Source organism: Ferrimonas aestuarii (genome assembly GCF_005116665.1).
Classification (GTDB): domain Bacteria; phylum Pseudomonadota; class Gammaproteobacteria; order Enterobacterales; family Shewanellaceae; genus Ferrimonas; species Ferrimonas aestuarii.
On the sequence record NZ_SWCJ01000001.1, the window covers coordinates 109,567 to 130,629 of the forward strand.

15 protein-coding genes and 7 tRNA genes are annotated in these 21,063 nt (G+C 51.7%); 14 read left to right on the forward strand and 8 right to left on the reverse strand.

From position 1 onward, the window contains the following. Nucleotides 1–339: 339 nt before the first annotated feature. Entirely contained in the window at nt 340–1,101 is a 762-nt protein-coding gene (locus FCL42_RS00560; RefSeq protein ID WP_136861869.1) for an outer membrane protein OmpK, read from the forward strand. A gap of 67 nt (nt 1,102–1,168) precedes the next feature. On the opposite strand, the gene mutS is transcribed toward FCL42_RS00560, so the two are convergent. Beyond that, nucleotides 1,169–3,691 carry a DNA mismatch repair protein MutS gene (mutS, locus tag FCL42_RS00565; RefSeq protein ID WP_205729208.1) on the reverse strand — a complete coding sequence of 841 codons (2,523 nt, stop codon included), beginning with the start codon at nt 3,689–3,691 and terminating at the stop codon, nt 1,169–1,171. A gap of 194 nt (nt 3,692–3,885) precedes the next feature. Here mutS and recA point away from each other — a divergent pair, with 194 nt between their 5' ends. Continuing rightward, entirely contained in the window at nt 3,886–4,920 is a 1,035-nt protein-coding gene (gene recA / locus FCL42_RS00570; RefSeq protein ID WP_136861433.1) for a recombinase RecA, read from the forward strand. A gap of 9 nt (nt 4,921–4,929) precedes the next feature. Continuing rightward, complete coding sequence (locus tag FCL42_RS00575) at nt 4,930–5,364, forward strand: regulatory protein RecX (RefSeq protein ID WP_229359757.1); 435 nt, start codon at nt 4,930–4,932, stop codon at nt 5,362–5,364. 85 nt (nt 5,365–5,449) lie between these two features. On the opposite strand, the gene FCL42_RS00580 is transcribed toward FCL42_RS00575, so the two are convergent. From FCL42_RS00580 to FCL42_RS00590, 3 genes are all read right to left on the reverse strand, one after another. Further along, nucleotides 5,450–6,679 (reverse strand): glycosyltransferase family 9 protein, encoded by a 1,230-nt coding sequence (locus tag FCL42_RS00580; protein ID WP_136861435.1) that lies wholly within the window; start codon nt 6,677–6,679, stop codon nt 5,450–5,452. Nucleotides 6,680–6,681: 2 nt separating this feature from the next. Further along, nucleotides 6,682–7,947: a phosphatase PAP2 family protein gene (locus FCL42_RS00585; protein WP_136861436.1), complete on the reverse strand. Its 1,266-nt coding sequence runs from the start codon at nt 7,945–7,947 to the stop codon at nt 6,682–6,684. Between the two features lie 290 nt (nt 7,948–8,237). Further along, nucleotides 8,238–9,704, reverse strand: coding sequence for an ArnT family glycosyltransferase (locus FCL42_RS00590; RefSeq protein ID WP_136861437.1), 1,467 nt, complete (start codon nt 9,702–9,704; stop codon nt 8,238–8,240). A gap of 279 nt (nt 9,705–9,983) precedes the next feature. On the opposite strand from FCL42_RS00590, the gene alaS reads away from it, so the two are divergent. The 10 genes from alaS (at nt 9,984) to FCL42_RS00640 (ending at nt 15,566) form a co-directional block, all read left to right on the forward strand. After that, a complete protein-coding gene (gene alaS / locus FCL42_RS00595) occupies nt 9,984–12,605 on the forward strand; it encodes an alanine--tRNA ligase (RefSeq protein ID WP_136861438.1) in 2,622 nt (873 codons plus the stop codon). A gap of 3 nt (nt 12,606–12,608) precedes the next feature. Beyond that, nucleotides 12,609–13,826 (forward strand): aspartate kinase, encoded by a 1,218-nt coding sequence (locus FCL42_RS00600; RefSeq protein WP_136861439.1) that lies wholly within the window; start codon nt 12,609–12,611, stop codon nt 13,824–13,826. A 100-nt stretch (nt 13,827–13,926) separates the two neighbouring features. Next, the gene (csrA, locus tag FCL42_RS00605; RefSeq protein ID WP_136861440.1) at nt 13,927–14,121 is read left to right on the forward strand and encodes a carbon storage regulator CsrA; all 195 of its coding nucleotides are present in this window, start codon (nt 13,927–13,929) and stop codon (nt 14,119–14,121) included. Nucleotides 14,122–14,369: 248 nt separating this feature from the next. Beyond that, nucleotides 14,370–14,459, forward strand: a tRNA-Ser gene (locus FCL42_RS00610). Between the two features lie 4 nt (nt 14,460–14,463). Continuing rightward, nucleotides 14,464–14,540 (forward strand) — tRNA-Arg (locus FCL42_RS00615). 211 nt (nt 14,541–14,751) lie between these two features. Beyond that, a tRNA-Arg gene (locus FCL42_RS00620) sits at nt 14,752–14,828 on the forward strand. 181 nt (nt 14,829–15,009) lie between these two features. Continuing rightward, nucleotides 15,010–15,086 (forward strand) — tRNA-Arg (locus FCL42_RS00625). Between the two features lie 27 nt (nt 15,087–15,113). Continuing rightward, nucleotides 15,114–15,190: transfer RNA gene (locus tag FCL42_RS00630), tRNA-Arg, on the forward strand. Nucleotides 15,191–15,224: 34 nt separating this feature from the next. Next, a tRNA-Arg gene (locus FCL42_RS00635) sits at nt 15,225–15,301 on the forward strand. A gap of 188 nt (nt 15,302–15,489) precedes the next feature. Then, a tRNA-Arg gene (locus FCL42_RS00640) sits at nt 15,490–15,566 on the forward strand. Between the two features lie 688 nt (nt 15,567–16,254). Here the strand turns inward: FCL42_RS00640 and nadE are convergent. Both nadE and FCL42_RS00650 read right to left on the reverse strand, forming a co-directional pair. Then, nucleotides 16,255–17,085: an ammonia-dependent NAD(+) synthetase gene (nadE, locus tag FCL42_RS00645; RefSeq protein WP_136861441.1), complete on the reverse strand. Its 831-nt coding sequence runs from the start codon at nt 17,083–17,085 to the stop codon at nt 16,255–16,257. Between the two features lie 219 nt (nt 17,086–17,304). Further along, on the reverse strand, nt 17,305–18,207 hold the full coding sequence (locus FCL42_RS00650) for a LysR substrate-binding domain-containing protein (protein WP_136861442.1): 903 nt from the start codon (nt 18,205–18,207) through the stop codon (nt 17,305–17,307). 165 nt (nt 18,208–18,372) lie between these two features. Here FCL42_RS00650 and FCL42_RS00655 point away from each other — a divergent pair, with 165 nt between their 5' ends. After that, on the forward strand, nt 18,373–18,885 hold the full coding sequence (locus tag FCL42_RS00655) for a CBS domain-containing protein (protein ID WP_136861443.1): 513 nt from the start codon (nt 18,373–18,375) through the stop codon (nt 18,883–18,885). 237 nt (nt 18,886–19,122) lie between these two features. Here the strand turns inward: FCL42_RS00655 and FCL42_RS00660 are convergent, their stop codons facing one another. Together FCL42_RS00660 and FCL42_RS00665 are read right to left on the reverse strand one after the other, a co-directional pair. Continuing rightward, the gene (locus FCL42_RS00660; RefSeq protein WP_136861444.1) at nt 19,123–19,524 is read right to left on the reverse strand and encodes a MerC domain-containing protein; all 402 of its coding nucleotides are present in this window, start codon (nt 19,522–19,524) and stop codon (nt 19,123–19,125) included. A gap of 78 nt (nt 19,525–19,602) precedes the next feature. After that, nucleotides 19,603–20,997, reverse strand: a complete 1,395-nt coding sequence (locus tag FCL42_RS00665) for an MBL fold metallo-hydrolase RNA specificity domain-containing protein (RefSeq protein WP_136861445.1) — start codon at nt 20,995–20,997, stop codon at nt 19,603–19,605. Nucleotides 20,998–21,063: the final 66 nt, after the last annotated feature.

Consider the following 21,063-nt stretch of genomic DNA (forward strand, 5'->3'; position numbering starts at 1 on the left):
AAGCAGACCCTAGTGGCAGCGACAACCTAGTCAACTCCTGTGTCTTTTGCATGAAGCTTGGATGAATATCAGTACCATGATGCTATCGCTTTTTCGGTTTCTTTGAACAATAAAGCGACGGAACACAGGCAAAATGGTCTGACAAGTGAACAGGATCACAATCACTCATAAAAAAATCACTAATTTCGACAAATTGCCCGGATTGTTGATTTAGCTGAAATTTTCGCGTTTACCCTTCTTTTATAGTAAAACCGCACGTCAATTCTGACCCCACGTGTAAATAACAAAAGGAAAGGCTCTAGAGCTAGGCGCTTAGGAGCCTGAATGGAGATCTTAATGATGAAGAAGTTTGGTTTATCTCTCGCTGCACTGGCATTGCTGCCAACTTTTGCGAACGCAGAAATCTATTGGACTGATCAAAGCTTATCCCTGCTTTACGGTGATAACTTTGAGGTTGATCCTGCTGAGCAAACCACTTTAACTTTCGAAACTGCCGGTGGCTGGAGCTACGGTGACTGGTTTGCGTTCTACGATCATGTTGTGTTTAGAGATGCGCAACCTAATGAGCTGGAAACCGCGAACTACGCTGAGATTGGTACCCGTTTTAGTGCTGGTAAGATTTTCGGTAAGGATCTGTCACTTGGCCCTATCACTGACGTTTCGTTGGCACTTCAATACGAAACCGGTGATGCCGCTGCTGAGACCTTCCTCTATGGTGTTGGTACCGATTGGAAAGTCCCAGGTTTTACCTTCTTAAGCGTGAATCTATACAAGCGCAGCAATACGGACGGCGACGCCAATGAAGGCTGGCAGTTGACTCCAGTATGGCGCATGGATTTCCCTGTTGGTAATTCAAACATCGTGTTTGATGGCTTTATCGATTGGGTATTCAGTCAAGATAACGATGATGAAGAGCACTTCCACTTTAACCCACAGCTAAAATACGATTTGGGTATGGCTGTTATGGGTAAAGATAAGGCCAACAAGCTATTCGTTGGTATCGAGTACGATTACTGGACCAACAAGTACGGTATCCCTGATGTCGTGCCTTTTGAAGTGGATCAGAGCGCGCTGTCGTTCATGGTGAAGTACCACTTCTAATTCGCGCTCCCGAATAGTAACAACCCACGCCATGCGTGGGTTGTTTGTTTTTGAGCTGGTGACGTTTCTATAACTCTTGCTTTAGGCGATACAGCAGTTCGTGAGCCTGACGAGGGGTTAGGTTATCTGGGTCGAGCTGCTCTAGTGTCTCCAGCACTGGATGAGCCTCTTCTGGCGTGCTGATTGGCAGAGTCATTTGCAGCTCCTCGCCGCCTTGACGCTCCTGAGCTTCCAATTGCGCCAACTTCGATTTTGCTTGGCGAATTACCCCTTTCGGCACCCCTGCCAATGCGGCCACTTGCAGGCCATAGCTCTTACTTGCCGGTCCCTCTTGCACCGCATGCATAAAGGCGATGGTGTCGCCGTGTTCGATGGCATCCAGATGCACATTGATGGCGCCAGCTTGGGTCTGCGGCAGCTGGGTCAACTCAAAGTAGTGGGTGGCAAACAGAGTCAGCGATCGGCTCTTTTCCGCCAAATGGGTGGCCGCCGCCCACGCCAATGACAGGCCATCGTAGGTGGAGGTGCCGCGGCCAATCTCATCCATCAGCACCAAGCTGTTGGCGGTGGCGTTATTCAGAATGTTGGCGGTCTCGGTCATCTCCACCATAAAGGTCGAGCGCCCAGAGGCCAGATCATCCGACGCGCCGATGCGGGTAAAGATGCGATCCAGATGACCCAGACGGGCGTTATCTGCAGGCACAAAACAGCCGATGTGCGCCAGCAGGGCAATCAGCGCGGTTTGGCGCATGTAGGTCGACTTACCGCCCATGTTGGGGCCGGTCAGGATCAGCATGCGACGCTCCGGTGCCAGTGTCACAGGGTTGGCGATGAAGGGTTCACTTAGAACCTGCTCAACCACAGGGTGGCGACCGCCTTGAATGTCGATGCCAATGCCATCGTGCAGCTCTGGACGGCAGTAGTTTAAGGCGTCGGCACGTTCGGCAAAGTTTTGCAGCACGTCGAGCTCGGCGCAGGCGAAGCCAAATTGCTGCAGCGCTTCCAACTTTGGCATCAGTTTGTCGAACAGCTCTTCAAACAGCTGCTTCTCAATGGCCAGCGCTTTGCCCTGACTGGTTAGCACTTTATCTTCATGCTCTTTCAGCTCAGGAATGATAAAGCGCTCGTTGTTTTTCAGAGTTTGGCGACGCACGTAGCTGGCGGGTACCAAACCGGATTGAGCACGGCTAACTTCGATAAAGTAGCCGTGTACCTTGTTGTAGCCCACCTTCAAGGTGGCAATGCCGGTCGCTTCCCGTTCGCGCTGCTCCAGCTCGGCCAGATAATCAGTGGCGCCTTGGGATAGGTCGCGCCAGTAATCCAGATCGCTGTTGTAACCCGGAGCAATCACGCCGCCATCTCGAATCAGCACTGGCGGGTTATCGATGATGGCATTTTCCAGCAGCTCAACTTCGTCAGGGAAGTCGCCAAGAGCGGAGTAGAGCTGTTGAATTCTCGGGGATTGGCAGGCCTCTAGGGTGGCTTTGAGCTCTGGCAGTTGCTGCAAACCATGACGCAGACGGGTGAAGTCTCGTGGCCGAGCACTGCGAATTGCTAAGCGAGCCAATACACGCTCGATGTCACCAATGCCTTTAAGTAGTTGGTGCAGATCTGGGCTTAGGCCTTCATCAAGCAGCTCTTCCACCGCATCCAATCGACCGTTCAGCACGGTCCGGTCAGTCAGAGGCTGATGCAACCAGCGCTGCAACTGGCGAGAGCCCATGGCGGTGGCGCTGCGATCTAAGACCGAAGCCAGGGTATTGTCGATGCCGCCACTTAGGTTTTGGGTGAGCTCCAAATTCTTACGGGTGGCCGCGTCGAGGATAATGCAGTCGTCGCTCATCTGGCGGCTGATGCCACGGATGTGCGGCAGCGCAGTGCGCTGGGTATCTTTTACGTATTGCAGTAGGCAACCGGCGGCGCTTAGACCTAGGGTGGCGTTGTCGACGCCAAAGCCAGCGAGATCTCGGGTACCAAACTGATCGGTGAGCTGCTTGCGGGCGGTGGCTAGGTCGAACTCCCACTCTGGGCGGCGGCGCAGGCCTTGGTAATTGTCAATAAGTCCCATGCTGCAGAATGATTCTGGGTAGAGCAGCTCCGCTGGAGAGACACGCATCAGTTCAGCAGCAAAGGCTTCGTCGTCATTCAGTTCATTTAGGAAAAAGCGCCCAGAGGTGACATCCAGAGCCGCCAAGCCGTAGCGGCCTTGGTGTTCACAGACGGCGACCACTAAGTTATCGCGGCGTTCATTCAGTAGTGCTTCGTCAGTTACCGTTCCCGGGGTAACAATGCGCACCACTTTTCGCTCTACCGGTCCTTTGCTGGTGGCAGGATCGCCAACCTGTTCACAGATCGCCACCGATTCGCCCATCTGCACCAAGCGAGCCAGATACCCTTCTACCGCATGATAGGGAACCCCAGCCATCGGGATGGGCTCGCCACCGCTTTTGCCACGAGCGGTGAGAGTGATGTCCAAAAGCTGGGCGGTGCGTTTGGCATCGTCGTAAAACAGCTCGTAGAAATCGCCCATGCGATAGAACAGGATCACGTCCTGATGTTCGGCTTTGAGAGTAAGGTATTGCTGCATCATGGGCGTATGCTGGGCGAAAGAGGCGGACTGGGTGCTCACGGGAATCCTGACTGGCTAACTAACAAAGGCGTTATGATACCTTTTAATGAAATTTGCCTCCATACAGTAAACAGTTCTTGATACTGTATGACCATACAGTATACTGGGTGCAGTTAACGACAACCGTTTTATCGAATTTAAGAGTGGAGCTTGCAATGGATAACAACAAACAGCGTGCATTAAGCGCTGCCCTTGGGCAGATTGAGAAGCAATTTGGCAAAGGGTCGATCATGCGTTTGGGCGACGCCACCGCGATGGATATCGAAGCGATTTCCACCGGTGTTCTGGGGCTGGACGTGGCTCTGGGTATCGGCGGTCTGCCAGCGGGTCGAGTTGTTGAGATTTACGGTCCGGAATCGTCAGGTAAAACCACGTTGACGCTGCAGGTGATTGCCGAAGCGCAGAAGGTAGGTAAAACCTGTGCTTTCGTGGATGCGGAACACGCACTGGACCCTATCTACGCTGAAAAGCTGGGTGTAAACGTAAAAGAGCTGCTGGTGTCTCAGCCAGATACTGGTGAACAGGCCCTTGAGATCTGTGACATGCTGGTTCGTTCCGGCGCCGTTGACGTAGTGATTGTTGACTCCGTAGCCGCTCTGACGCCAAAAGCAGAAATTGAAGGTGAGATGGGTGACTCCCACGTTGGTCTGCAAGCTCGTCTGATGTCTCAGGCTTTGCGTAAGCTGACCGCCAACATCAAGCGTTCCAACACCCTGTGTATCTTCATTAACCAAATCCGTATGAAGATTGGTGTGATGTTTGGTAACCCAGAGACCACCACCGGTGGTAACGCTCTGAAGTTCTACTCTTCCGTTCGTTTGGACATTCGCCGCACCGGTGCCATCAAAGATGGTGACGAGGTGGTGGGTAACGAAACTCGAGTGAAAGTCGTGAAGAATAAGGTTGCGCCTCCATTTAAACAGGCGGAATTCCAGATTCTGTATGGTGAAGGTAGCTCTAAAGAGGGTGAACTGATTGACCTTGGCGTGAAGCACAAGCTGGTTGAGAAATCCGGTGCGTGGTACAGCTACAAGGGCGATAAGATCGGCCAAGGTAAAGCCAACAGCATCCGCTTCATGAAAGAGAACGTGGAAGTTGCTCAAGAGATTGAAGCTCAGCTACGCGCTATGTTGCTGGTGAAAGCCGAGCCACAGGCCGATGAGTTTGAAGGCGTTGAAGAAGAAGCCTAACTCTTGTCAGTGATTCAAACGGCGGTGGGAATTCTCAGCCGCCGTGACCACTCGAAAGCCGAGCTGAAGCAGAAACTGCATCAGCGCGGCTTTTCTGTTTCTGAGATAGAGGAATCGGTCGCTCAGTGTGATGAGTGGGGCTATCTGGATGATGGCCGCTTTGCCATGGGGTACGCACGAAGTCGAGCCCTATCAGGCCAAGGGCCGCAGAAGATTCGCCAAGAGTTAAAACTAAAGAGGGTAGCGCCGCACTTGATTGAAGCCGCACTGAATCAATCAGAACTCGACTGGTGGCAGTTGTGCGGGGATCTGGCCGAGCGTCGTGCTCATAAGTTTGACCTCTGTGATTACCATGGACGACAAAAAGCGTTTCGCTTTCTGATGGGACGAGGCTTTGAGTCGGATCAGATTCGTGAGGCGCTGTCCGCGCTGCAACAAGACTAATCGCTCCTCCTTATATAGAAGCAAAATAAAAACGGCCACTCATCTGAGTGGCCGTTTGTTTTAGCGCTGTATCTTTTATATGCCCTTAACTGGCTTTGGCAAACTGGCTGAGGCTAAGCGCAGGCTGCATGATCGCCAGCACCTGTTCGGCAGTAATGGCGTTTAGGCACTCATTTTCCACACAGCTGGTCTTACGGTGGTTGGCGGCGCTCACACAAGGAGAGCAGGCTAGCCCAGCATAAATGGGGGTACAGTTACCCAGTGCGCTGTACAGGCTTGGTGTCTCTGGACCAAAAATCACGAAAGTTTTAAGGCCAGTAACCGACGCGAAGTGCGGTGGACCTGAGTCGTTCGACAGCATCAGATCAGATGCGGCATAAAGTGGTACCAACTCCTTAAACTCAAATAGGCCAGCACTGTTGATGCAGCGCGGATTGTCCACTTGGTTTGATAAAACTTCTGCCCCATCAAATTCCGCTTTAGAACCGGTGATGATCACCAGCATGTCAGGGTAATCGCTGAGAACTTGACGAATCACCTGAGCAAAGCGGTCTTTGAACCAGCGACGCTGTGGCAGAAGATCACTGGCATTGGGATTGACCAGCATAATTCGTTGCTGCCCAGGCACAAACTGCGGGTAACGGCTTTGAATTTTATCGAATACGCTTTGAGTCAGTTCCGGATTTATCTCAGCTCGAGCCAGCACCACTTCGTCATCGCTGATAAGGGCTTTCTGATAGTGAGTGCCCGGTTTTGCCAACGCACCACGAACCAGCGCCATAAAGTTCTGAGAAATATGACGGTGGCTATTGTACATCACCGGGTGCGTCAACATGTTGCCACGGTATAAGCCTTCATCGTGAGTGCGGTGAAAACCGACCCGATTGCTGGCACCACAAAGACCACTGAGCAGCGCAGTAAAGCGGGAGAACAGCTCAAGATCGATTACCGTATCGATGCCCTTTTGGCGCGACCAAGCCAAAAACTTCAAGGTATCCAAAGCCAGAGTCACCAAGTTGTCAGGGCGGATGGTGAAGATGTTGTCCTTGGGGATGGTGTTTAGCAGACTCAAGCTCACCGCATTGTCTTTAAAGATCACGAAGTGAAGCTCTGTATTTTGCTGCTTTAGCCAGCGCATGGCTGGGTCGGCCAAGATGGCGCTGCCCATCTCTGACAGCTCAACAAACAGCACGTTTTTCGGTGCGGTGCGTTTAGCTGGCGTAAACCAACGGATGACGGACTGAACCATCGACAATAGGAAACACAGCGGCACGCCGGCGTAATGGTCGATGTTGCGCATGGTATCGACTTTCATGCTTATTGCTCCTTAACCAGAGCGCCACGACGCTTGGTAAAGACGAAGAGTGAGGCGATGGTGAAGTTAAACAGCATCCCTGCGGCAACACCGGCAATCAGCGCCAACTGCTTATGTTCCATGAAGTAGGGCGCAAAGGTTGTTAGTAGGTAGTAGGTGCCCCAGTTCGGTACGAAACTGATGAGACACATGGCCATGTACTTGCCCCATTGGGTGGCTTTTGGGGTGTCATTGCTGCTGGCAAAGGTGACTTTGCGGTTCCAGAACCAGTTCCAAGTGGCGGTCATCCAGTAGGAACCGCCGCGAGCCGCTAGGTGCGGAATGCCAAATAGAGTTGAAAGCAAGCTGTAGAGCATCAAGTCCACAACAAAACCACTTGAGCCCACTAGGCCAAATTTGATGAAGCGAAACGCCACCTGTTTGAAAGCCAGCCACTGAGGCTCCAGTTGAGCTTGATGCTCAGCCAGAAACGCTTTGGCAAGCAAACGCAGCTCGGACAGTGACATCACCAGCGCGACTAAGGCCAATAGATATTGAAACGCCACCAAGTAGCCGAAGACTTGAAAATCGTTGTCGTAGAACGGCAGCGTGAATACGGCAACAAAGCCTAAGAAAACAAAGGAAAGGCGGGTCTTTAGATTGTCTAGAGACTGCGGTCGAATGGTGCTAGCGCTTTTGGAAACTTTGTTGGCCCAGGCGTTCCCCAAAATGGCGGAGACAATGCCAACCCAGGCTCCTGCCAATACGTCTGCGGGCCAGTGGGCGCCAACGGCAATGCGGGAGATAGCGGTACCGATAGCGAGCGCAACGATTAGCGTACGAAGGTGGGATTTCAGGTGCAACATAGCGATGCCAGCTAGCAGGAAAATGGTGCCAGTGTGCCCCGATGGGAACGCGTGTTTGTTTAGCGCTGGGCCAATCACATTGACCAGTTCAGCGCCCAGAACGCCATGGGGACGAGCGATGCCCAAAATCGCTTTACCCGTGTTAAGAAGCACAGCACCGACGAGCATGGTGAGCAGCAGCGGTAACCAGGTTTGGCGATGTCTTCTTAACAACAGCATCGCCAAAGGGAACAGGAAGAAACCGTCTCCTAGGTTTGTGAGCAGAACCCAAACAGGCTCGCCGAAAGTGGGTGCCAAGGATCCATTTAGCAGCAAAAATAGCGGTTCATTAAGCTGAAACAACAGCAGTGCCGCGGTTGCAGGTAGCAGCAGTAAGCTGGCGTACCTAAACAGGGGCATTGCACCAAATGGGGTTGAACTCATACCTCGGAACACCTTGTGAACAATTTTTATCTTGCGGGCATCCTAGAGCAGTGGCCGTGACTAAAATGTGGAAAAAAGTTCACATAACCCTGCTTGGAGTTGAGGTTTGTTTAACTTGTCAGGAATTCTCTTACGACAGGAGTTTTAAATAATATTATTTAAATCAATTGTTTAATTTGGTGGGTGGCGTGTGGGTTGGAAACAGGCGCTGGCGATGAGAAAAAATCGGTTAGGGACTGGCAAAGTGAAAAGCGCACCTTTTCGGTGCGCTTAGTCTCAGTAATTTCGGTCTATTTGGCTTGGCAAAGATAAAACTGGAACTGGTTAATGGCGATGCCATCGATGCCGGTTTCCAGTGAGTCAATGCGTTCACAGCTCAGTCCGAATTGTGGGTAGTCGAGGTTCGCTTCGGCGCCCTTATCTCGCACTAGGATGCCTCGGCTTTGAGGGCTCGGCTGGCCAAACCATATGCTAAACTGGGTGGTTCTGTTTGCCAGTACCTGAGTCTGTTCAGGGTAGGCGTACCATGCTATTCGGCTGGCTTTAGTCCAATTATCGACCAGCAATACGGCATCGGAATTGGGTCCGAAATGCTCGGATTTCAAGGTGGCGGCATGTTGAGCAGCTTGTTGCCAACCATTTAGATCTCGTAGAGCTTTGGCCATAAATGGCATGGTCTTAAGTGGCATGAAGGCAAAAAACAGGAATACAAAGCCGATGACCACTAATGACAGTGAAGTGGATGCGTAGGTGAGTAATCGTACCCAGCGTTGTTGCCATTGCTCAATGATCCAAACTGCGCTTAATGGCGCCAACAGTGTCCACGCCATGGCAGGCCAGTTTGGCAGCACCGGACCATCTCCCGCGGAGTAACCAATTACCAGTAAAAGAGGCCATGCGCTCCAGACCAGCAGCGCGGCGCTGTCTTTATCGCTCTGCCAGCGTTTACGCAGCAGCGCAAGGGTGGCCGCAATGGCACCCACATACGCCAAGAAGGAGTACAGCCCCGCCTGTGCTAGCTGAATTACCACCGCATCTTTGAGCTGCCAAGCGTTGACAGTTAAGCCGCGGTCGGTTTGGTAGTTAAAAGAGATCCAGTCATTGGCTTGGTTCCAGATAAGCACCGGAGAGATTAAAGCCAGAGCCAGCAGGGCGGCCAGCCAAGGAGCGGGTTTGAGTATCCAGCGCCAGCCGTGGTATTGGCACATAAAGCCAATCAGCCCCAAAGGCAGGAATACCGCGGTGTATTTGGATAATCCAGCTAAACCGTAGAGGGCACCAAGGGCTAACCACAGTCCGAGAGAGGGGGCTTTGTGGAGTTTGTAAGTGACCTGAATGGCTGCCAGTGCCACCACCATCAGTGGCATATCAGGAACCAAACCCCAGCCCATCAACTGCAGAAACGGCGCAAGGTTTAAGATCGCCACGGCGACAAATGGCGCGCGCTCATCAGCCGCAGGGAACAACTGTCGTGTTAGGTGCAGCACCTGAATGCTCGCCATGGCAAACAGCAGAGTTGGTACCAGGCGCACTGTAAACTCAGAGTAGCCAAAAGGGGCTATCAGCATCTGCAGCCATCCCACCAGAGGCGGATGGTCGAAATAACTTAACGCAGGGTGCAGAGCGTAAAGGGCATAGTGAGCCTCATCAACACCCAGTGGAACTTGACCTGCAATGGCAAGGTGGATCAGGGCGATGACGGCAATAAGCAGGTAACTCATGCGCTGAGACTGGGCAGAGTTTTGGGGTAATTTCATGGAAATGCCTGTTGGGCTGAAGATGGCGCTAGTCTACGAAGAGCCCTTTGTGAAAATCAAGCGAGCTGATTTTTGTACCAATGGAGTTCGGTTTTTTGATGAGCTTTGCCATCGCTTGACCCTACTGAAGAGGACAAATCGCAACATTTGCTGATTCGCTACTGGTTTGCGTGGTGACGTTGCGGATATAATTGGCCGTTTGGATAGGCCACTTTATGGCACGCTTGCCATTTAAAGTCGCCCAAATGAATTTACTACTGCCTTTTTCAGGATGACCGCATGCGTATGACCACGGCTGAAATTCGGGAAGCTTTCCTGGAATATTTCCGTACCCAAAACCACGAAGTGGTGGCTTCCAGCTCTCTGGTGCCACACAACGATCCCACCTTGCTGTTCACCAACGCTGGTATGAACCAGTTTAAGGACTGCTTCCTTGGTGCCGAGCAACGTAGCTACACCCGAGCCACCACAGCGCAGCGCTGTGTGCGAGCTGGTGGTAAGCATAACGATCTGGAAAACGTGGGTTTTACGGCGCGTCACCACACCTTCTTTGAAATGTTGGGTAACTTCAGCTTCGGCGATTACTTTAAGCGTGAAGCAATTAAGTTTGCGTGGGAGTTTCTGACGGTAGAGATGAAACTGCCGAAAGAGAAGCTGTGTGTAACCGTATACGAAACCGATGACGAAGCTTTCGACATCTGGAACAAAGAGATGGGCGTGCCTGCCGAAGACATCATTCGTATCGGTGATAACAAAGGCGCACCATACGCTTCAGATAACTTCTGGCAGATGGGTGATACCGGTCCATGTGGTCCATGTACCGAAATTTTCTACGATCACGGTGAGCAGCACTGGGGCGGCCGCCCTGGTACGCCGGAAGAGGATGGCGATCGCTTCATCGAAATCTGGAACATCGTATTCATGCAGTACAACCGTCATGCCGACGGAACCATGGAGCCTCTGCCTAAGCCTGCGGTAGATACCGGTATGGGCATTGAGCGTGTGGCTGCCATTCTGCAAGGTGGTCACTCCAACTACGACATCGACATCTTCCAGACCCTGATCAAAGAGGCTGCTAACGTTGTTGGCACCGAAGACTTGGACAATAAGTCACTGCGCGTGATTGCCGACCACATTCGCTCGTGTGCCTACCTAATTGTTGACGGCGTAATGCCATCCAATGAAGGTCGTGGTTACGTACTGCGCCGCATTATTCGCCGTGCGGTACGTCACGGGAACAAGCTGGGCGCTACCGGTACCTTCTTCCACAAACTGGTTGGCCCGCTGGCCGAAGTGATGGGTGGTGCTGGTGAAGAGCTGAAAGCTCAGCAAGCGATGGTTGAAAAAGTACTGCGTATCGAAGAGGAAAACTTCGGTCGTACTCTGGAGCGTGGCCTGCAAATTCTCAGCGACGCCCTAGAAAACTTAGATGGCAAAGTGCTGGATGGCGAAACCGTATTTAAGCTGTACGACACCTATGGTTTCCCTGCGGATCTGACCAACGACGTGGCTCGTGAGCGTGGTTTTGAGATCGACGAAGACGGCTTTAACGCCGAGATGGAAGCACAGCGTCAGCGAGCCCGCGATGCCGGTAAGTTCAGCGTGGATTACGCCAACGTTACCGCCATTGATGCGCAAAGCGAATTTACTGGCTACGACAAGGCTGAGCAGTGGGGCAAGGTTATCGCCATCTACAAAGAGGGCGAATCCGTTGGCCAACTGCTGGAAGGTGAAGAGGGCCAGGTGATTCTGGACCGCACCAGCTTCTATGGCGAAAGTGGTGGCCAGGTGGGTGATACCGGTGAGCTTATCATGCAAGATGGCGCGTTCACCGTTACCGATACTAAGAAATCCGGCGATGCCATTCTTCACATCGGTTACGTCTCCGGTGGTGAAATCCACGTGGGTGAAGAACTTACCGCTGCGATCACCGAAGAGCGTCGTCAAGCCATTAAGTTGAACCACTCTGCGACTCACTTAGTTCACGCCGCGCTGCGCAAAGTGCTGGGCGACCACGTGACTCAGAAAGGCTCTCTGGTTACTGCCGATTCACTGCGTTTTGACTTCAGCCACTTCGAAGGTGTGAGTGTGAAAGCACTGCGCACCGTAGAAAAGCTGGTTAACGAGCAGATTCGCGCTAACAACCCCGTGGCAACCCGCCTAATGGACATTGACGCTGCTAAAGAGGCAGGAGCTATGGCGCTATTCGGTGAGAAGTACGACGATGAAGTTCGTGTTGTTGGCATGGGCGAGTTCTCTACCGAGCTCTGTGGTGGCACCCACGTTGAACGCACCGGTGATATCGGTTTCTTCAAGATCATCTCTGAAGGTGGTATTGCTGCGGGTGTTCGCCGTATCGAAGCGATCACCGGTGAAGTGGCGATTGAAGCCATGCACGAACTGGGTGAGCAGCTGGATCAAGTGGCAGCTCTGATGAAGAGCGACTCTCGCAACATCGGTGAGCGTGCTCAAACCATGATTGAGCGTACCAAGTGGTTGGAAAAAGAAGTTGAGCGTTTGAACGCCAAACTTAGCGCCCATGCAGGAGCGTCTCTAGTGGAAGACGCGCTGGATATCAATGGCACCAAAGTCATCGTGGCTAATCTAGAAGGAGCCGATCCTAAGAGCCTACGTGACACCGTAGATCAGCTTAAAAATAAGCTAGGTACCGGTGTTGTGGTATTGGCTGTGGCCAAAGATGACAAAGTGAGCTTGATTGCTGGCGTTACCAAAGACCTTATCGGCAAAGTGAAAGCAGGTGAGCTGGTGAACATGGTAGCTCAGCAAGTCGGTGGTAAAGGTGGCGGTCGTCCTGATATGGCGATGGCTGGCGGTAGTGATGTTGCCGCCGTACCGACAGCGCTGGCAAGCGTTAATGATTGGCTGGCTCAGCGACTGTAATCGGTGGCACTGCTAGTACAAAAATATGGTGGAACCTCGGTAGGCTCGTTTGAGCGTATCGAGGCCGTGGCCGATCAGATAGTGCGTACCGTAAACCTGGGTCATCAGGTGGTGGTGGTGCTGTCGGCCATGGCCGGTGAGACCAATCGTTTGTTGGGTTTGGCATCCAAGGTTTCAGCCAAGCCCAGCGCTCGTGAGTTGGATGTTCTTGTGAGCAGCGGTGAACAAATCTCCGTTGCCTTAATGGCATTAGCCCTTCAAAAGCGGGGCATTCAAGGCATATCCTTGTTGGGAAGTCAGGTGTCTATTCATACTGATGATCACCATGGACGAGCTGAGATAACCGAAGTGCAATGTCAGCGCATTGAGCGTTGCCTGACTCTTGGGCAAGTGCCGATCATCGCGGGTTTTCAAGGTATTAATGGTGCTGGAGACATCACCACTTTGGGCCGAGGTGGTTCAGATACCACAGCGGTTGCAGTGGCCGCTAGCATTCGCGCTGATGAATGCCAGATTTTCACCGATGTGGAAGGGGTCTATACTACGGATCCACGTGTAGAACCTCATGCTCGAAAGATGGACTGCATTACCTTTGAAGAGATGCTAGAGCTCTCTAGCCTCGGAGCCAAGGTGTTGCAGATCAGGTCGGTTGAGTTTGCAGGAAAACATCGTGTACCTTTGCGAGTATTATCCAGTTTCCAAGCGGGAGAGGGCACCCTTATCCGTTATGACAATCAAGGACAGAGTGAAGGAATTACTGGAATTGCGTTTAACCGTAATGAAGTTGCCATTACCCTTTCCGGTTTAGAAGAGACGACCACTACAGTCGCTGAAGTATTTGCGCCTCTCAATGAAGCAAAAATACCCGTGGATATGTTGGTGCAGTCTGCTGCAGTTAATGATAGGGTGGAATTGACTTTTACGTTACCGCAGAGCGATTTAGCGGTAGCCAAGTCACTACTTGATCCTGTTGTGGAACGTTTCTCTGGCCAGCCTTTGGTTGCCAAAGAGAATATGTGTAAAGTCTCTGTTGTGGGAGCAGGCCTGCCTCAGCATAGTGAATTGACTCAACAAGTGCTGGAAGTGTTAGCGGAAGAAGGCATTCATGTACATCTCTTGGCGTCTGCGGAAATCAAGCTTTCTGTGGCCATCGAGGAGAAATACTTAGAATTAGCGGTCAGAAGTTTACATAGTGCTTTTAAATTGAGTGAGAACGTATAATATCTGCCTATACGGGTAGAATTAATCTAAGCTAACTTTATAATAGCGCACAAGAATTCACTACTGACCGTAGTGGGCTTGATCAAAGAGGAGCAAGAGAATGCTGATTTTGACTCGCCGCGTAGGCGAAACCTTGATGATTGGTGACGAAGTCACCGTCACCGTTCTGGGAGTGAAGGGAAACCAAGTGCGCATTGGTGTTAATGCTCCGAAAGAGGTTTCTGTACACCGCGAAGAGATCTACATGCGAATTCAAGCCGAGAAAGACGGCTCGCCGCAAGGTGGAAACTTCTAAAAAAACCGACGCAATGGCGTCGGTTTTTTTATGGGCGAATGAAATTCGCTCTTGCGCTATTTCGAGTCATAATATTTGCTCTATTTGACCGATGACAGACCGAGTTGGGCAAAAACAGTGCAGTCGATGTCGTTGTCGGGAAAAAGCGTTTGACTTATTTCTGCCACACCGTAATATACGCCCCGCACCAACGCAGAGACACTCTGTATTGGTGTGGGTGGTACTTCCTCCCAAACGATAAAGTGCATGGTGAGGTGGCCGAGTGGCTGAAGGCGCGCCCCTGCTAAGGGCGTATACCTTGATCGGTATCGAGGGTTCGAATCCCTCCCTCACCGCCATTGCGCGCTCGTAGCTCAGCTGGATAGAGTACCTGGCTACGAACCAGGCGGTCGGAGGTTCGAATCCTCCCGAGCGCGCCATATTATTGATGTCTGAGCGGAGCTCAGATTATCATTGCGTCACGGTCGGATTGCCGGCCTTCGGGACAAGCCCTACGGCGGTTATACCGGCGAAAGCGTTGCTTTCTAACTTCCGTTATAACCCTCCCGAGCGCGCCATTATTTAAGGAAGCCACGCAAAAGTGCTTGCGTGGCTTTTATTTTCCCCAAGGGGAAGACAACAATTTGAAGTGCGTCCTTAGCTCAGCTGGATAGAGTACCTGGCTACGAACCAGGCGGTCGGAGGTTCGAATCCTCCAGGACGCGCCATTTTAAATTGCTACCTGAGCAAGCTCAGGTGCTGTTGGCGACTTAGGTCGGATTGCCGGCCTTCGGACGAGTCCTACGGCGTTTATGCGGCGAAAGCGTTGCTTTCTTACTCCGCAGAAACCCTCCAGGACGCGCCATCTTATTGATTATCTGATTAGATTCAGATAATAGTGAAAAATACGCGCTCGTAGCTCAGCTGGATAGAGTACCTGGCTACGAACCAGGCGGTCGGAGGTTCGAATCCTCCCGAGCGCGCCATTTTCTCACACAACAACAAGTTTCTGCGCGCTCGTAGCTCAGCTGGATAGAGTACCTGGCTACGAACCAGGCGGTCGGAGGTTCGAATCCTCCCGAGCGCGCCATTATTTTTAGTAATTCTTAGAATTATCTAAATCTGCGTCCTTAGCTCAGCTGGATAGAGTACCTGGCTACGAACCAGGCGGTCGGAGGTTCGAATCCTCCAGGACGCGCCATTTTAAATGCTGCCTGAGCAAGCTCAGGGGCGGTTGGCGACTTAGGTCGGATTGCCGGCCTTCAGACAAGTCCTACGGCGTTTATGCGGCGAAAGCGTTGCTTTCTTACTCCGCAGAAACCCTCCAGGACGCGCCATTTTTAAATCGAACTCAATTTCATGGAAGTTCGACTACAATCAAGTTTCTGCGCGCTCGTAGCTCAGCTGGATAGAGTACCTGGCTACGAACCAGGCGGTCGGAGGTTCGAATCCTCCCGAGCGCGCCATCATTTATAATGAAGCCCGAGCAGTGCTCGGGTTTTTTTATGCGCGTTCGGTCGGATTGCCGGCCTGCGGGCAAGCCCTTTGGCGTGATACCGGCGAAAGCGCTGCTTTCTAACTTCCGTTATCACCCTCCCGAGCGCGCCATCATTTATAATGAAGCCCGAGCAGTGCTCGGGTTTTTTTATGCGCGTTCGGTCGGATTGCCGGCCTGCGGGCAAGCCCTTCGGCGTGATACCGGCGAAAGCGCTGCTTTCTAACTTCCGTTATCACCCTCCCGAGCGCGCCATCATTTATAATGAAGCCCGAGCAGTGCTCGGGTTTTTTTATGCGCGTTCGGTCGTATTGCCGACCTGCGGGCAAGCCCTTCGGCGTGATACCGGCGAAAGCGTTGCTTTCTAACTTCCGTTATCACCCTCCCGAGCGCGCCATCATTTATAATGAAGCCCGAGCAGTGCTCGGGTTTTTTATGCGCGTTCGGTCGGATTGCCGGCCTTGGGTCACGCCTGAACTTTTCCATGTATCGAGAATCCGTTTAACCCCTAATAAGCGCTTTACGCTGTCCTGACAGCGTTAGGGATACCAAGTTCGTATAATGCGTTGGAAGTGTTTCTGGGGGCGGCTGTGGCTTTGTGGGGAGGAGGGGGAAACCCTCAGTGACTTCATAAGTTGAAGTCACTGAGTATTCTGGAATCAGTCGTAGATGGTGGGAATAGGTTGGCGTTTATGTTGAGTCGCCTTGTAGATCCCTATTAGTTTGGCCTCAGCTTCTGCCTCGATGGTCTTTCCTTCCAGAAAATCATCAATTTGATCGTAGGTCAGGCCTAGAGCTACTTCGTCTTCCAGTTGAGGGCGGTCCTCCTCCAGATCGGCCGTTGGAGCTTTGACGACCAGGCGTTCTGGGGCGCCAAGGTAGCTCGCGAGTTTACGCACTTGGCGCTTGTTAAGACCGAAGATAGGCGCTAAGTCGCAGGCTCCATCACCATGCTTGGTGTAAAAGCCGGTGATGTTCTCGGCACTGTGATCGGTTCCAGCCACTAAGCCGCCAACGAGTCCAGCAATCTCATATTGAGCGACCATGCGCATGCGCGCTTTAACGTTACCTTTGACGAAATCAACTTTGGCGACATCGCTGGTATCGATGCCAGCTTCTGCCACTGCATTAAGAGTGTCGGTGTGAACCCCATCGACTCCTGCTTTGACGTTTACCGTTACCAGCTTGCTGGGCTCGATAAATCGGCATGCCATTTGTGCTTCATCTTCATCCTGCTGGGTTCCATAAGGCAGGCGCACAGCAATGAACTGGTATTCAGGTTGAGCTAAATCTTGGTTTAAGCCATCGATGGCCAATTGGCATAAACGGCCGGTCAGGCTGGAGTCGACACCGCCGCTAATGCCTAGAACCACGGCTTTGCAGCCCGATTGTTTGAGTTTGCTTTGAATAAATGCCACACGGCGAGTGACTTCAAACTCTGGCTCAATATCTGCCAATACCTTCATTTCCCTAAGGATCTGCCCTTTCACTGGATACTCCAACTGATTCGATACATGGGGTTAATCTATCACTGCCTTTTACGAGGGAAAAGGCCGTATAGGTCATCGACAAGCGATTGTGATGACCTAATAGTCGATAGCGCCACATTGCAAGTGTGATCTGGGTCAATTACTGCTTGCTGCGTGGGTTGCACTTGATCACAGTTGCTGAATTTTAACCATCAGCTTTGCTGATGGTGCATAGTGGTTTTATTGATGAATATGCTTAGAAATGAGACTTTTGGCCTCATTAAATATGCATTCTCGAATAGGATTGTCAGCACTGTCTTTGCGCCATATAAACGAAAGTGTTCGTGTCATATCCATCTCCGGTACATTGAGGGCGACCAGTCGGCCCTCGGCGAGGTCTTTGGCAACGTCGAGATAGGGAAGGCAGCTTAAATAATAGCCTTGGATCACTAAGTTTCTTAACACTGGCACATGCTCATACTCACGCCACACATCGAGCTCTGGTGCGAGGTGGTGAATGGCGGTGTTAAAGATACGGCGAGTACCAGCACCGGGCTCTCGCAGTACCCACTTAGCTTGGCTAAGTTGTATGGGACTTATCTGTTGATATTGGGCATAGGGATGGTGTTTACCGGCGACGATCACTAGGTGGTCTTCTCGCCATACTTTTTGGGCGATACGGCTGTCATCACAGCGTCCTTCAATGATGCCCAGATCATAGTGGTAATCCAAAATTCCATTAATTACCTTTTCGGTGTTTTTAACTTCAAGATCGACCCTAACTTCAGGGAAATCGCTGTCAATCCTGCTAATTAATGTGGGCACCAGGTGCTCGGCCGCGGTCTGGCTAGCCGCCAAAGTGATCTCACCACTGACCAGGTGTTGGTCATAGAGTCCTAACTCAATTTGACGAGCATCATCGAGCAGTTTTTTGGCTTTTGGTCGCAGCCAGTGACCCCAATGGCTGAGCACCATTCGTTTACCATGGCGCTCAAATAAGGGCCGACCTAGACTGCGCTCCAATTGAGATAGGGACATGCTGGCTGCGGACTGGGTCATGGCCAGTTGATTGGCGGCCTTTGACACGCCTCCGGTTTCGGCAATTGCATGAAAAACGGCCAACTGTTTAAGGGAAAATCGCATTCGAAAAAACACCGAATAAGGATGATGTTTCATTAGACCACAAAACCAACAATGCATCAGTTTTATTGAATAAATCTGGAAGCAATATCAATTATCTGATTCTTGAAGTTCGGGGTAATCTGAGGACGTAGATAGAGCACAACAATAAAAAAGGTAGGTAATGTGATGACTCGTTTTCAGAAAGTGGCTGATTATATGCACCCGCCCAAAGTGGTGCTTGCCCCCACTCAGACCATCACTGACGCGTTAGCCATAATGCAGCAATCTCAAGCCGGTTGGGCGCCGGTTGTGGACAGTCGAAACCAGTTGGTTGGCGTGTTGACGGAGCACGATCTTCTCATCGACCTTTGGTGTTGTGATTATCGTCCGTCCATGGATTTAACAGTACAAGAACTGATGCAGCAGCAGGTGGTGGCATTGAGCCCAAGGGATCTGATTCGAGATTTAGCCGAGCAGATCTGCATCGATGTTGAGCAGGTTTACCCAACGTCGGTGATGGGACGAGCAACTGCGTTGTGTTCATTGTCCCTTAAAGAGCGGGTTCGCCAAAGTAAACCCGCTAAGCCTCATCAATATCCTGTGGTGGAAAACGGCCAATTGGTGGGCACCATGAGCCGTCACGATCTATTGCGAGCCCTGAGCCCCCTATATGGCGAATCGGTAGCTAAAGCCAGTTAACTCATGCTGGTGGCTCGAGTATGGCCACCAGTTATCCATTGCCCCTGTCGCTTGATTGTCATGTTGGTACATCACTACCTCAGTAGAATGTCGAGTTAGCAGTTGAGTTCGCCTAAAGTGTGGTGTGCTTTCAGCGGCGGGGCGATTTAGGGATCCGACACACACAGGCAGAGGGATCTGCCCTCCCTAATCAATAAAAAAGGAGAGCTGGGCTCTCCTTTTTTATCTCAGCGAAATTCAGTGATCACACTGTTTGCGACGACATAGAGTAAAGTTACGTATGTGAGCGCCCGCTATGGTTGCTGCGCCCACTAAAGTGGCGATCTTCTCCCCGTTCTCTCCAAGTACGTCGTGTCCCCAGATGCCAGTGAAAAGCAAAGTGATCAGGCCTAAGGTGCCAAAAATGGCAACGGCTATATCTTTGTGTTGCTTACAGCCCAAGCTTAAGGAGAGCATGCTTAAAGGAACCACCAGCCACAACAGCAGTTGATGGAAGGCTTCCTGCCCTAAAATGGTGGTTCCCAAGCTAGGTGATAGGGTTAGCAGCAGTGGCAGTGTTAAGCAGTGGATGGCGCAGAGTGCCGATGCTGAGATGGCGTATTTATCGAGACTCGGGCTAAATTCGGACAGGGCTTTCATGGTAAATAATATCCATTTTCATTTGATTTGTTGCAACGTAACATATTTAGGGTGGCGAGTCGTGTATTTTAGGCAGGACTAAATTGCTCCGTTGACTGATGCTCGATTTCCCAAGCACGCCGCTAATTCCACATGAATGCCGGGAAACTGCTTTTTGAGGGCTTGGGCGAGCCCTTTTTGCGCTAGGGGCGTGCCATGAATCAGGCGAATCTGCTTAGGTAGGGTTGTCATTTTTCTGACAAATTTGATCAGATCCGGTTGGTCGGCATGGGCAGAATAGCCGCTGAGACTGTGTACTTTGGCATTGACCTGCATGAGCTCATCGTCGATGACCGCTTTGCCAGGGCCCGTCATCTGGCTGAGTCGGTGCCCCAAGGTGCCTTTTGCTTGATAGCCGACAAATAGGATGTCGGTGCGGGGATCGCCTGCTAGGGCTTTTAAGTAGTTAATAATTCGACCGCCACTGCACATTCCACTGGCGGCAATGATGATGGCGGGCTCGCCAGTTTTCGCGAGCCGATTGACCAAGGCTTGGTGATGTTGATGGCTATCTATGGTGATCAGTTGTTCGAAGTTCAGTGGGTGTCGCCCTTGAGCCACCTTTTGTTTGGCTTCGTTATCCCAAAGCCATTGCAGCTTCTGGTAACGGCGATTTATCTGGGAGGCCAACGGCGAGTCCAAAATGATCGGCAGACGTTGATGGACGGCGTTTTTCGATAAGTGAAACAGGATCTCTTCAATTTCGTAAAGCAGCTCCTGAGTTCGCCCAATGCTAAATGCTGGGATCAGCGTGGCTCCGCCATCAGCCAGCGTGTTTGACAGCAACTGTTTTAACCGTTCAGTGCGCTGGCTACGTTGCTGATGACTGCGGTTACCATAGGTGGATTCCATGACCAGTAGATCGGCTCGTTCTGGCGACACAGGATCTGGCAGCAGCGGTGTGTGGTAGCAGCCAAGATCGCCACTGAACACCACTCGCTGCTGATTTTTTAGTGCCACCTCCACCACGCTGGAGCCTAAAATGTGTCCCGCAGGGTTAAGCCGAATCATTGCCGCGGCGTCGCTGTCGATGGCGTGCCATTGATTGTACTCCACGGGGCGCAGCTGACGTTCTAGTTGGCCAAGCATCGCCTGAATAAGGCGACTGTCGGAGGTGATGCCTAGGGCGATGGCGTCCCGTAGGATCAAAGGCATCAATTCGGCACTGGCGTTGCTACAATAGATAGGGCCTCGAAACCCCTCGATGAGCAGGTGTGGCAGTCGGCCAATATGATCAATATGGCAGTGAGTAACGATCACCGCCTCGATGCCGTTAAGGCAAAAATCGATCTGTTTATCGTCATCGCCCAAACGCTGGCGCTCTTCTCCCTGAAATAGACCGCAATCGATGAGGACGGAGTGCTGTGAGTCCAGCCACAACTGGTGGCATGAGCCGGTTACGCCATTGCTGGCACCATGATGGGTGATTTTCACCTGCAAACTTCCTTATTAGCTTGTGCTAGGTGGCAAAATCGGATTCCAGCGTCCTTCATCCTTGAA